Origin of the sequence: Methylobacterium dankookense, assembly GCF_902141855.1 — a bacterium.
Lineage (GTDB): Bacteria > Pseudomonadota > Alphaproteobacteria > Rhizobiales > Beijerinckiaceae > Methylobacterium > Methylobacterium dankookense.
This window is the reverse complement of sequence record NZ_CABFVH010000005.1, coordinates 142,107-154,382: the sequence shown is the minus strand read 5'-3', so window position 1 is coordinate 154,382 and position 12,276 is coordinate 142,107. Positions and strand designations below refer to the sequence as shown.

9 protein-coding genes are annotated in these 12,276 nt (G+C 72.9%); 7 read left to right on the top strand and 2 right to left on the bottom strand.

What is annotated here, in order from left to right:
- Nucleotides 1-11: 11 nt before the first annotated feature.
- The gene (gene dapB / locus MTDSW087_RS06680) at nucleotides 12-809 is read right to left on the bottom strand and encodes a 4-hydroxy-tetrahydrodipicolinate reductase (RefSeq protein ID WP_144761872.1); all 798 of its coding nucleotides are present in this window, start codon (nucleotides 807-809) and stop codon (nucleotides 12-14) included.
- A 222-nt stretch (nucleotides 810-1,031) separates the two neighbouring features.
- On the opposite strand from dapB, the gene MTDSW087_RS06675 reads away from it, so the two are divergent.
- Nucleotides 1,032-2,678 carry an ABC transporter permease gene (locus MTDSW087_RS06675; RefSeq protein ID WP_144762081.1) on the top strand — a complete coding sequence of 549 codons (1,647 nt, stop codon included), beginning with the start codon at nucleotides 1,032-1,034 and terminating at the stop codon, nucleotides 2,676-2,678.
- 80 nt (nucleotides 2,679-2,758) lie between these two features.
- Here MTDSW087_RS06675 and MTDSW087_RS06670 read toward each other — a convergent pair whose 3' ends face one another.
- Nucleotides 2,759-3,955, bottom strand: a complete 1,197-nt coding sequence (locus MTDSW087_RS06670; RefSeq protein WP_144761869.1) for a trans-sulfuration enzyme family protein — start codon at nucleotides 3,953-3,955, stop codon at nucleotides 2,759-2,761.
- A gap of 139 nt (nucleotides 3,956-4,094) precedes the next feature.
- Between MTDSW087_RS06670 and MTDSW087_RS06665 the strand changes: the two genes are divergently transcribed.
- The 6 genes from MTDSW087_RS06665 to MTDSW087_RS06640 all read left to right on the top strand — a co-directional run bounded on the left by MTDSW087_RS06665 (nucleotide 4,095) and on the right by MTDSW087_RS06640 (nucleotide 12,270).
- On the top strand, nucleotides 4,095-4,613 hold the full coding sequence (locus MTDSW087_RS06665; protein WP_144761866.1) for a TspO/MBR family protein: 519 nt from the start codon (nucleotides 4,095-4,097) through the stop codon (nucleotides 4,611-4,613).
- A gap of 62 nt (nucleotides 4,614-4,675) precedes the next feature.
- Nucleotides 4,676-7,015 (top strand): Tex family protein, encoded by a 2,340-nt coding sequence (locus tag MTDSW087_RS06660; RefSeq protein WP_144761863.1) that lies wholly within the window; start codon nucleotides 4,676-4,678, stop codon nucleotides 7,013-7,015.
- 491 nt (nucleotides 7,016-7,506) lie between these two features.
- Nucleotides 7,507-7,740: a hypothetical protein gene (locus MTDSW087_RS06655; protein ID WP_144761861.1), complete on the top strand. Its 234-nt coding sequence runs from the start codon at nucleotides 7,507-7,509 to the stop codon at nucleotides 7,738-7,740.
- 87 nt (nucleotides 7,741-7,827) lie between these two features.
- On the top strand, nucleotides 7,828-10,074 hold the full coding sequence (locus MTDSW087_RS06650) for an ATP-binding protein (RefSeq protein WP_144761858.1): 2,247 nt from the start codon (nucleotides 7,828-7,830) through the stop codon (nucleotides 10,072-10,074).
- A 16-nt stretch (nucleotides 10,075-10,090) separates the two neighbouring features.
- A complete protein-coding gene (locus MTDSW087_RS06645) occupies nucleotides 10,091-10,552 on the top strand; it encodes a response regulator (RefSeq protein ID WP_144761855.1) in 462 nt (153 codons plus the stop codon).
- Nucleotides 10,549-12,270 carry a response regulator gene (locus tag MTDSW087_RS06640; protein WP_144761852.1) on the top strand — a complete coding sequence of 574 codons (1,722 nt, stop codon included), beginning with the start codon at nucleotides 10,549-10,551 and terminating at the stop codon, nucleotides 12,268-12,270. The genes MTDSW087_RS06645 and MTDSW087_RS06640 overlap by 4 nt, the downstream gene beginning before the upstream one ends.
- The last annotated feature ends 6 nt before the right edge of the window (nucleotides 12,271-12,276 follow it).

Here is a 12,276-nt window from a genome sequence, read left to right as displayed (position 1 = left end):
AAAGGCCGAGCTTACAGCCCGAGCACGTCTGTCATGCCGTAGAGGCCCGGCGGCTTCGGATAGGCCCAGAGCGCCGCCTTGACCGCGCCGGAGGCGAAGAGCGCCCGATCCTCGGCGTGGTGGCTGATGGTGATGCGCTCGGAGGGGCCGGCGAAGATCACGCTGTGGTCGCCCACCACGCTGCCGCCGCGCAGGGTGGCGAAGCCGATATCGCCCGGGCGGCGCGCGCCGGTATGGCCGTCGCGCGTCGAGACGCGGGCCTCGGCGAGGTCGACGCCCCGCCCCGCCGCCGCCGCCTCGCCGAGCAGCAGGGCGGTGCCCGAGGGCGCGTCCACCTTGTGCCGGTGGTGCATCTCCAGGATCTCGATGTCGAAATCGGCCCCGAGCGAGGCCGCGACCCGGCGCACCAGCTCGGCCACGAGGTTGACGCCGAGCGACATGTTGCCCGAGCGCACGATGCGGGCGTGGTAGGCGGCCGCGCGCAGCTTGGCGAGGTCGTCCTCTGACAGGCCCGTCGTGCCGACCACGTGGACGATGCGGGCCTGGGCCGCGAGCTCGGCGTAGAACACGGTCGCGGCCGGGGCCGTGAAGTCGAGCACGCCGTCGGTGGCGGCAAACGCCGCGAGCGGGTCGTCGGTGACGGGCACGCCGAGCGGCTGGAGCCCCGCGAGCACGCCGGCATCCTGCCCGAGCACGTCCGCGCCTTCCCGCTCGATCGCGCCGGTCAGGGTACAGCCCTCGGCCTGCGCCGCCGCGCGGATCAGCATCCGTCCCATGCGCCCGCCGGCGCCGACCACCACGAGTCGCATCTGTCGGAATTCCCCGGTGTCCGGTTTCCTCTGGCCGGATGTGGGGTTACAGGCTCCGCCCGGGGCTGCCAAGCAGCCGGCGGCTCGGCCGCCGGCCCGGGCCGGATTCCGCGAAGGGGGAAGCGCAGGGTGTCGAACGCCAGTCTGCACGCCGGTCACCCGGCCGGGGCGGGGTTCGGCACGCGCCTCGCGCCACGTCTCGCATCACGCCTCGCACCGCGGATCGGGGCCGGGGCCTGCGCGCTCGCCATCCTGCTCGTCGTCGCCCTGGTTCTGAGCCCGCTGGTCTCGCTGGCGCTGTCCGCCCTCCAGGGCACGGGCGAGCTCTGGCCGCACCTGATGGCCTACGTGCTGCCGCAGGCCCTCTGGCAGACCGGGGCGCTCCTCCTCGGCGTCGGGCTGATGGTGACGGTGATCGGCACCGGTGCCGCCTGGCTGGTGGCGGCCTACGAGTTTCCCGGACGGCGCCTCCTCGAGATCGGCCTGCTCCTGCCGCTCGCGGTGCCGACCTACATCGTGGCTTACGCCTATCTCGACCTGCTGCACCCGCTCGGGCCGGTGCAATCGACCCTGCGCGGCCTCCTCGGCCTGACGCGCCCGCGCGACCTCGCCTTCCCGGAGATCCGCTCGCTGCCGGGCTGCATCCTGCTCCTCGGCTTCGTGCTCTACCCCTACGTCTACCTGCCGACCCGGGCGCTGTTCCGGATGCAGGCGGCCAACCTCATGGAGGCGGCCCGGACGCTCGGCGGCCGGCCGCTCGCCACCTTCGCCCGCGTCGCCCTGCCGCTCGCGCGGCCCGCCATCGTGCTCGGCGCGAGCCTCGCCCTGATGGAGGCGCTGAACGACATCGGCGCGGCCGAGTTCCTCGGCGTGCGCACCCTGACGGTGCAGGTCTACGCCACCTGGATCAACCGCTCCGACCTCGCCGGCGCCGCGCAGATCGCCCTGGTGATGCTGGCCCTCGTCATGCTGCTGGTCGCCGCCGAGCGCCGGGCGCGCCGGGGCCGCAGCTTCGCGGGCACGGCCCAGCGCCCGCGCCGGATGGCGCGGGTCCGGCTCGGGCGCCGCGCCGGCCTGCTCGCGCTGGCGCTCGGGCTCGTGCCGGTGGCGGCGGGCTTCCTGGTCCCGGCGGGTTTCCTCGCCACGGGCGCGGTCGCGCGGATCGCCCGCACCGGCATCCCCGCGACCCTGCCGGCCGAGATCGCCAGCACCGTGCTCTATGCCGGCATCGCCACGCTGATCGCGGGCGCCATCGGCTTCCTCGTGGCGGCGAGCCCGCGGCTGCTCGCCTACCGGAGCTGGGGCCCGGCCCTGATCCGGCTCGCCGGCCTCGGCTACGCGCTGCCGGGCACGATCCTCGCCATCGGGCTGCTCGGCCCGCTGGCCCTCGCCGACGGGGCCCTCACCGAGGCGTCCCGGGCCCTGTTCGGCGCGGCCCCGGCGCTGATCGGGCTCGGCACCGGCGGCGCCCTCGTCACCGCCTATCTCGTGCGCTTCCTCGGCATCGCGGTGGGCACCAGCGAGGCGGGGCTGGCGCGGCTCCCCGCGACCCTGCCGGATGCGAGCCGCCTCCTCGGACGCGGCCCCTTCGGGACGCTGGCGCGGGTGCAGCTCCCCCTGGCCTGGCCGGCCGTTCTCAGCGGCGCGCTCCTCGTCTTCGTCGATTGCGCCAAGGAATTGCCGGCGACGCTGCTGCTGCGGCCCCTCAACGTCGAGACGCTGGCGACCCACCTCTACGGCGAGGCCGCCCGCGGCACCTACGAGGACGGCACCGTCGCCGCGCTGCTCATCGTGCTCGTCGGGCTGATCCCGGTGGCGCTGCTGCTCCGGGTCGATGCGCCGGGCCGGCGGGATCGGAGAATCGGCTGAGGCCGTCCAGGGTGTCGAGAGGGCTCAGCCCTCTCGCGGGTCCAGGGCGGAGCCCTGGAGATCGACGATCACGGCTCCCCTCATCCATGCGCCGCCCGGAGCGCCGCGTCGAGGTCGACGTAGAGGTCGGCCGGGTCCTCGATGCCGGTGGAGAGGCGCAGCAGGTCCGTCGGGCAGGGCGTGCCCGGCCCCTCCACCGAGGCGCGGTGCTCGATCAGGCTCTCGACGCCGCCGAGCGAGGTCGCCCGCTTCCACAGGCGCACCCGCGCGGCGGTGGCGATCGCCGCCGCCTCGCCGCCCGCGACCCGGATCGAGAGCATGTAGCCGAAGCCGCCCTCCATCTGGCGCGCCGCCACCGCATGGCCGGGATCGTCGGCGAGCCCCGGATAGAGCACGTGCGCCACGTGGGGATGGGTGCTCAGCCGCGTCGCCAGCTCCAGCGCGCCCGCGGCCTGGGCGCCGGCGCGCAGATGCAGCGTGCGCAGCGAGCGCGTGAGGAGATAGGCCTCGAACGGGCCGAGGATGGCGCCGCCGCTCGCGCGGAGCGCGCCGATCCGGGCCCAGAACGCGTCGGCCTCGCGCGCGGCGAGCACACCCGCCACCACGTCCGAGTGGCCGTTCAGGATCTTGGTGCCCGAATGCATCACGAGGTCGGCGCCAAGGGCCAGCGGCCGTGTATGGACCGGCGAGGCGGCGGTGGAATCCACCGCGAGCCGGGCCCCGGCCGCGTGCGCGATCTCGGCGGCGCCCGCGATGTCGGTGACGGTCCAGAGCGGGTTGCCCGGCGTCTCGATCCAGACGAGCTTCGTCCGGCCGGCCCGCACCGCGCCGCGGAGCGCCTCGGGCCGCTCCGCATCCACGAAATCGACGCTGAGGCCCCGGCGCGGGCCCTCCTCGCGCAGCCAGCGCTTCAACGCCCAGTACATGACGGTGGGGGCGACGACGTGGTCGCCCGGCTCGAGCGCGCCGAACAGGACGGTGGCCGCCGCCATGCCGGAGCCGAACAGCATGGCGCCGGCCGCCTCTTCCAGCATGGCGAGCACGGCTTCCGCCTCCCGCACGGTGGCGTTGTCCGGCCGCGCGTAGACGAAGCCGGAGGAATAGGCGTTGTCGGGATCGCGGATGAAGGTCGTCGCCACGTGGAGCGGCGGCACCACGCCCTTGGTGATCGGGTCGATGCGGCCGAGCGCCTGCACCGCGCGGCTGCGGCGCGAGAAGCCGCCCGCATCCTCGGGCGCCTCCGGCGCGTTGCCCTGGGACCCATCAGTCCGTGACATGGCGGTCTCCCGATCTGGCGCGGGCCCTGATCGCCGGGCCGCCGCGCGCTAGGTGCCTTCAGGGCCGCGTGGCACGATCCGCGCCGGCCCCGCAAGGCGTCCGTCCGCCGGACAGGACTGCACCCCGCGAGCGAGTGAGATGAGCACCGTCACCCATGTCCCCGAACGGCCGGCGCTCGGCCCCGTGCTCCGGATCGCGGCGGCCGTGCTGCCGGTGGCGGCCACCGCGATCGTCGGCTCGGTCGCCACGCAGGGCGAGATCCCCGGCTGGTATGCGGGGCTGAACAAGCCCGCCTTCAACCCGCCGAACTGGCTCTTCCCCGTCGCCTGGACGATCCTCTACGCGATGATCGCCTACGCGGCCTGGCGGCTGCTCGGCGCCATGCCGCGCACGGGCCCCTCGCGCCAGGGCTGGTGGCTCGCCATCCTCGCCTTCGCGGTGCAGCTCGCGCTGAACGCCGCCTGGAGCCCGGTCTTCTTCACCGCCCACGCGATCGGCCCCGCCCTCGTCGTGGTGGTGGCGCTCCTCGTCATGGTGCTCTGGACCATCCGCCTGTCCTGGCGCTTCGACCGGCTCGTCGCCTGGCTCCTCGTGCCCTACGCCGCCTGGGTCTCCTTCGCGACGCTCCTCAACGCCGCGATCCTGCGCCTGAACTGATCCCGCCTTGACGCTCCCGGCCCGCGGATCCACACCGCCGCGGCTGGACAGGGGGAGACGGCATGACCGGCATCAACGCGCGCATCGCAAGCGAACTCGGCGTGGCCGAGGCGCAGGTGACGGCGGCGGTCGACCTGCTCGACGGGGGCGCCACCGTGCCCTTCATCGCCCGCTACCGGAAGGAGGCGACGGGCGCCCTCGACGACGCCCAGCTGCGCACCCTGGAGGAACGCCTCGCCTATCTGCGCGACCTCGAAGGGCGCCGCAGCGCGATCCTCGACAGCATCCGCGCTCAAGGAAAGCTCGATGCGGGCCTCGCCGCGCAGATCGCCCGAGCCGAGACCAAGGCGCGGCTGGAGGACCTCTACCTGCCGTTCCGGCCGAAGCGCCGCAACAAGGCGCAGGCCGCCCGCGAGGCCGGGCTGGAGCCCCTGGCCGAGGCGCTGCTCGCCCGGCCCGACCTCGACCCCCATCGCCAAGCCAATCCTTTTGCCGGCAAAAACGACATCGCCGATGCCGAGGCAGCGCTCGAAGGCGCCCGCGCCATCCTGATCGAGCGCGCCTGCGACGACGCGGAACTGGTCGGATCCCTGCGCGAGACCGGCTGGCAGCGCGGGCGCATGGCGTCGAGCGTGCGCAAGGGCAAACGCCGGGACGGCGAGAAGTTTGCCGACTATTTCGAATTCTCCGAGCCCCTGGCCAAGCTGCCCTCGCACCGCATCCTCGCCCTGTTCCGCGGCGAGAAGGAGGAGATCCTCGACCTCGACATCGCCGATGCGGAGGAGCCGCGCCCCGGCACCCTGCCTTGGCAGGAGGCGCGGATCGCGCAGCGGCTCGGCGTCGCCGAGCGCGGCCGGCCGGGCGACGCCTTCCTGATGGAGACGGTGCGGCAGGCCTGGCGCAAGCGCCTGAAGCCCGCCACCGAGACGGATCTGCGCGCCCGCCTCTGGACCGTGGCCGAGGAGGGCGCGGTCACGGTCTTCGCGCGCAACCTGCGCGACCTGCTGCTCGCCGCCCCCGCCGGCGCGCGCCCGACGCTCGGCCTCGATCCGGGCTACCGCACCGGGGTGAAGGTCGCGGCGGTGGATGCCACCGGCAAGGTGGTCGCCACCGACACGATCTACCCGCACGAGCCGCGGCGCGACTGGAACGGCGCCCTGATGACCCTGGCGAAGCTCGTCAGGGCGCATGGGATCGAGCTGATCGCCATCGGCAACGGCACCGCCTCGCGCGAGACCGACCGGCTCGCGGCCGAGCTCGTCGCCAAGATGCCCGAGCAGAGCCTCACCAAGGTGCTGGTCTCGGAGGCCGGCGCCTCGGTCTACTCGGCCTCGGCCTACGCCTCGGCCGAATTGCCGAATCTCGACGTGACGCTCCGCGGCGCCGTCTCGATCGCGCGGCGGCTGCAGGACCCGCTCGCCGAGCTCGTCAAGATCGAGCCGAAGGCGATCGGCGTCGGGCAGTACCAGCACGATCTCGGCGAGGGGAAGCTCGCCCGCTCCCTCGACGCGGTGGTGGAGGATTGCGTGAACAGCGTCGGCGTCGACGTGAACAGCGCCTCGGCGCCGCTGCTCGCCCGGGTCTCGGGTCTCACGGAGCGGGTGGCGGGCAACATCGTCGTCCACCGCGACGCCAACGGGCCCTTCCCGAAGCGGGCGGCGCTGCGCAAGGTGCCGGGCCTCGGGCCCAAGGCCTACGAGCTGGCGGCCGGCTTCCTGCGCATCCGCGGCGGCGAGGACCCGCTCGACGCCTCCGGCGTGCATCCGGAGGCCTATCCGGTCGTCAAGAAGATCCTGAAGGCCACGGGCCGGCCGATCGAGGCGCTGATCGGCGACGGCGCCACCCTGCGCGGCCTCTCCCCGAAGGCCTTCGCGGATGAGAGCTTCGGCCTGCCCACGGTCACCGACATCATCGCCGAATTGGAGAAGCCCGGCCGCGACCCGCGCCCGAGCTTCCGCACCGCCGCCTTCGCCGAGGGCGTCGAGACCATCAAGGACGTGAAGCCCGACATGCGGCTCGAAGGCGTGGTGACCAACGTCGCGGCTTTCGGCGCCTTCGTCGATATCGGCGTGCACCAGGACGGGCTGGTCCACGTCTCGATGCTGGCCGACCGCTTCGTGAAGGACCCGCGCGAGGTGGTGAAGCCCGGCGACGTGGTGCAGGTGCGGGTGATCGAGGTCGATGCCGCCCGCAAGCGCATCGCCCTGTCCATGCGCTCCGGCGAGGCGCCCGCGCGCCAGCCCCGGGGCGACGAGCGCCGCGATTCGGGCCCGCGGCCGGGCGCCTCGTCCAGGCCCGCCACCCAGCCCTCTGGCAGGCCCGCCGCGGAGCCGGCCGGCGCCCTCGCCGAGGCCTTGCGCCGGGCAGCCGAGGCCAAGGGGCCGGGCGGCCGGAAGGGCTGAAGCGAGGGCCCCGCGCCCAAGCGCGACGGGCCCTCACCTCCTTCCGGATGTTCAGACCGGAGACGAAGGAACGTCCATTCGAGAGAGAGGGGCTGCCCTGCGCGGCATGGCGCGCAAGATCCTCGAAGCCGATCCCGAAGGCATCCCCATCGCGAGAAGATGAAGCGCGCTGCTTGGGAAAAGGCCATCTCTTCAACCTCTTGACCCATGTGCGATAGCTCTGCCGCAAGGGAAGGCGAGGCCCGTTCCCCAGTCGAAGCGGATGCCGGTTGAGCGTGAGGGGAGCGTCACAGCAGCGGCTCCGGGCGACGCGCCGTCCACACCCCTCCACAGCTTTCCACAGGCCCGCACGAAGGCAAGACCTGGTGCAACCCTGACGCGTGCCATGTGTTCGCTTTTTGTTCTTGCGCCGTGCAAGGGTCTCGGCCATTCTCCGAATCCGCCCAAATTCCCTCTATCTGACTATAAACCTATATCGGTCCCGCAGAGGCATGGTCGACGTGAACCAGGAACGGAGACGTCTATCCGCGACTTGGCTCAACACCATCGCCTCGGGCGTGGTGTCGGCCGGGACCTGCGGCTCGCTGCTCGCCTACAGCTTCGGCACGCGCCCGGGCGTGACCGGGTTGCAGGTGCTGGCGATCGTCGCGGCCTCGATCCTGACGGGCCTCCTCCTCCATCTCGCCGCGCGCGGCATCCTCGGGCAGGAGGAGCGCGACCGGTAGCCACCTCCGCCCCGGGTCGCCTTCACACCCGTGCCGGGTGTATAGGCGCCGGACGACCGCGACGGAGAGGGCGAGGGAGCGCATGCATTGAGTTCGGCCGCACGGTCGCCCGAGGCGGATCTCACGGCCTGCGACCGGGAGCCGATCCACCGCCCCGGCACGCTGCAGCCGCACGGCTTCCTGCTGGCGCTGCACGGCGCGGAGCGGCGGATCGTGCAGGCGAGCGCGAACGTCCCGGCCGGGCCGGACGCCGTGCTGGGCCTCGAACTCGACGCAGCCTTCCCCGAGATCGCCGCCGCGCTGGCCGCGGCGCCCGTCGAGGCCGGCACGGGCGCGCGCCACCTGCGCACGCTGACGCTCGCGACCGCCGGGAAGGCCCGCGCCTACGACCTCGCCGTGCACCGCTCCGGCGACCTCACCCTCGTCGAGATGGAGGAGGCCGACGCGAGCGGCCCGGCCGGGGGGCTCGACGCGCTGTCCTCGCGCCTCGACGCCTTCGTGGAGGGCCTGCTCGCGGCGCCGACCGTGGCCGAGCTGTGCCGGCTCCTCGCCGTCGAGATCCGCCACGCCACCGGCTTCGACCGCGCCCTCGTCTACCGCTTCGACCGGGACTGGCACGGCACCGTGGTGGCCGAGGACGGCAACGGCGTGCTGCCCTCCTATCTCGACCTGCGCTTCCCCGCCTCCGACATCCCGGCCCAGGCGCGCGAGCTCTACCGGCGCAACCGCCTGCGCATCATCCCCGACGCGGGCTACGCGCCGGTGCCGATCGTGCCGGCGCTGACGCCGGGCACGGAGGCGCCCCTCGACCTCAGCCAGTCGGTGCTGCGCAGCGTCTCGCCCGTGCACGTCGCCTACATGCGCAACATGGGCACGCAGGCCTCGATGTCGGTCTCGATCCTCGTGGACGGGGCGCTCTGGGGCCTGATCTCCTGCCACGACCACGCGCCCCGGCGCGTTCCGCTGCCGGCGCGCAACGCCTGCGACTTCCTCACCCGCATCTTCGCCCTGCAGCTCGCCGCGCGCGAGCGAGGCGCCGAGGCCGAGCAGCGCCTGAGGCTCGGCGCGATCGCCCAGCGCCTGCTCGGCGCCATGGCCGAGACCGAGGATTTCCACGACGGCCTGCTCGCCCGGCCCGACGACCTGCTGGCGCTGACGGAGGCGGGCGGGGCGGCGATCGTCACCGCCGGGACCTGCCGGCTCGTCGGCCGGACGCCGCCGGAGGCGGCGGTGCGCGACATCTACCGCTGGCTCTCGGCGCGGCACGGCGGCGAGGAGGTCTACGCCACCGAGGCCCTCGCCGAGGCCCATGCGCCGGCCGCCGCCTGCACCGAGACGGCGAGCGGCCTCCTCGCCATCGCGGTCTCGCAGCGCTACGCGAGCTACGTGCTCTGGTTCCGGCCCGAGGCGGTGCGGACCGTGAAATGGGGCGGCAACCCGACCAAGGCCGCCACCCCGGACCCGGCCGGCGGACCCGCCCGGCTCCATCCGCGCACCTCCTTCGAGACCTGGAAGGAGACCGTCCAGGGGCGAGCCCTGCCCTGGTCGCTCCCCGAGATCGACACCGCCAAGGACCTGCGCGCGGCGATCCTCGGCATCGTGCTGCGCCGGGCCGAGGAGATGGCGGCGCTGAGCGTGGAGCTGCAGCGCTCCAACAAGGAGCTGGAGGCCTTCTCCTACTCGGTCAGCCACGACCTGCGCGCGCCCTTCCGCCACATCGTCGGCTATGCCGAGCTGCTGCGGACGCGGGACGGCGCCAACCTCTCCGAGAAGGGCCGGCACTACCTCGACACCCTGGTCGAGGCGGCCTTCTCGGCCGGCACCCTCGTCGACAACCTGCTCGCCTTCTCGCAGATGGGCCGCAACGCCCTGAAACGCATCGACCTCGACATGAACCTGATCGTCGAGGAGGTGCGCCGGAAGGCGATGCGCGACGTCGCCCCCGAGCGCCGGGTGCAGTGGCGGATCGGGCCGCTCGGCCGGGTCCGGGCCGACCCGATGATGTTGCGGCTCGTGGTCGAGAACCTGCTCTCGAACGCCCTCAAATACACGCGCGGCGAGCCCGAGACGGTGATCGAGGTCGCGCGCGAGCCCGACCGCGACGGCGAGGCCGCCTTCTTCGTCCGCGACAACGGCGTCGGCTTCGACATGGCCTATGTCGGCAAGCTGTTCGGCGTGTTCCAGCGCCTGCACCGCACGGAGGAGTTCGAGGGCACCGGCATCGGGCTCGCCAATGTCCGCCGCATCGTCGAGCGGCATGGCGGCCGGACGTCCGCGCAGGGCGAACTCGGCCGCGGCGCAACCTTCCGCTTCACGCTGCCGTTGTGCGCCTGACCCCCACGGACCGGACATGGCCGACCTCAAGCCGATCCTCCTCGTCGAGGACAACCCGAACGACATCGAGCTGACGCTCGCCGCCCTCGAGGAGAGCCAGCTCGCCAACGAGGTGGTGATCTGCCGCGATGGGGCGGAGGCCCTCGACTTCCTCTACCGGCGCGGCACCTATGCCCGGCGCGAGGCCCTCGACCCGGCCGTGGTCCTGCTCGACCTGAAGCTGCCCAAGGTCGACGGGCTCGAAGTGCTCGCCGCCATCAAGAGCGACCCGCTGCTGCGGATCATCCCGATCGTGATGCTCACCGCCTCGCGGGAGGAGAGCGACCTCGTCCGCTCCTACGAACTCGGCGTCAACGCCTTCGTGGTCAAGCCGGTGGGCTTCCAGGCCTTCCTCGACGCGATCCGCGACCTCGGCGTGTTCTGGGCCGTCCTGAACGAGGCCCCTCCGGGCCGGCTCCCGCGGTCGGGCGGCCGATGAGCGGGCGCGACGCGGGCGCGGCCGCGCCCATCCGCATCCTGCTCATCGAGGACAGCGACCTCGACGCCGAGCTGATCGCGGCGGCGCTCGAGGATGCGGGCCTCGATTGCCGCATCGACCGGGTGATGACACGCGAGGCCTTCGCCGCGGCGGTCGCCGAGCCCTGCCACGACCTGATCCTCGCCGACTACGTGCTGCCGACCTTCGACGGGCTCGCGGCCCTGGACCATGCCCGCGGGCATTGCCCGGACATCCCCTTCGTCTTCGTCTCGGGCACGCTCGGCGAGGACGTCGCCGTCGAGGCCCTGAAGACGGGGGCCACCGACTACGTCGTCAAGCAGCGGCTCGACCGGCTGCCGCGCACGGTGCTGCGGGCGCTCGCCGAGGCGCAGGCCCGGTCCGAGCGGCGCGCGTCGGCGGAGGCCCTGCGGAGCCTCAACGAGAGCCTGGAGGCGCGGGTCGCCGCGCGCACTGCCGAGCTCGCCGAGGCCAATGCCGAGCTGCGCCGCGAGATCATCGAACGTCAGCGCATCGAGGAAGCCCTTCGCCAGGCTCAACGCCTCGAGGCGGTCGGCCAGCTCACCAGCGGCATAGCCCACGACTTCAACAACCTGCTCACCGTCATAGCAGGCAATCTCGAATTCCTTGGCCGGGCGGTTCCGGACGAGCGCTCGCGCCGACGCATCGACACCATGCGCGCGGCGGCCGACCGCGGCGCACGGCTCACCGCGCAGCTCCTTGCCTTCTCCCGGCGCCAACGCCTGGAGCCGGTGCCGGTACGGCTCAACGATACCGTCGCGGCGATGCGCGACCTCTTGCAGAGCTCCATCGGCGGCGCCGTCGAGATCGCTATGGTGCTGGAGCCGGGGCTGTGGCCGGCGCTGGCCGACCCGACGCAGATCGAGCTGATCATCCTCAACCTCGCCATCAACGCCCGCGACGCCATGGCGGTGGGTGGGCGCCTTACCATCGAGACCGCGAACGCGATCCTCGGCGAGCCGGACCGGCCGGAGGCGCCGCCCGCCGGCGAGCATGTGACGATCGCCATCTCGGACACCGGCAGCGGCATCCACCCGGAGGTGCTGAAGCGCGTCTTCGAGCCATTCTTCACCACCAAGGAAGTCGGCAAGGGCTCGGGCCTCGGCCTCGCCCAGGTCTACGGCTTCGCAAAGCAGTCGGGCGGCGGCGTGCGCATCGAGACGTGCCTCGGCGAGGGCACCACGGTCCGCGTCTTCCTGCCCCGAGCCGCGGTGGAGCCGGGGGCTGTTGTGGGCGAAGAAAGCGAAGCGCATCCGCCGCGTCCGCAAGGCGAACGGCCGGTGGTGCTCGTCGTGGACGACGACGAGGCGGTCCGCGAGATCACGGTGACGCGCCTCTCAGAAGCCGGCTATCAGATTCACGAAGCCGGTTCCGGGTCGGCTGCGCTGCGGGTCCTCGCTGAGGGCACGGATATTGATCTCGTCGTGCTCGATTTCGCCATGCCCGGTATGAACGGGGCGGAAGCCGCCTGCGAGATACGCCGACACCGGCCTGCCCTGCCGGTGATCTTCGCCACAGGTTATGCCGACCGCACGGCTCTTATGCAGGTCGAGTCGGTCTGTGAGGACAGGATCGTGCAGAAGCCGTTCCGTGGCACGGAGCTGGAGCGCAAGGTCGCCGCAGCCTTGAGCGAGCGCCCGGCCCTGCGCCTCGTCGTCGCCCGATCGGTCGGGGTCTGACCCGGC

Coding starts and splice junctions, on each gene's coding strand:
- dapB (WP_144761872.1), bottom strand. CDS start 809: ATGCGACTCGTGGTGGTCGGCGCCGGCGGGCGCATGGGACGGATGCTG.
- MTDSW087_RS06670 (WP_144761869.1), bottom strand. CDS start 3,955: ATGTCACGGACTGATGGGTCCCAGGGCAACGCGCCGGAGGCGCCCGAG.
- MTDSW087_RS06665 (WP_144761866.1), top strand. CDS start 4,095: ATGAGCACCGTCACCCATGTCCCCGAACGGCCGGCGCTCGGCCCCGTG.
- MTDSW087_RS06660 (WP_144761863.1), top strand. CDS start 4,676: ATGACCGGCATCAACGCGCGCATCGCAAGCGAACTCGGCGTGGCCGAG.
- MTDSW087_RS06655 (WP_144761861.1), top strand. CDS start 7,507: ATGGTCGACGTGAACCAGGAACGGAGACGTCTATCCGCGACTTGGCTC.
- MTDSW087_RS06645 (WP_144761855.1), top strand. CDS start 10,091: ATGGCCGACCTCAAGCCGATCCTCCTCGTCGAGGACAACCCGAACGAC.
- MTDSW087_RS06640 (WP_144761852.1), top strand. CDS start 10,549: ATGAGCGGGCGCGACGCGGGCGCGGCCGCGCCCATCCGCATCCTGCTC.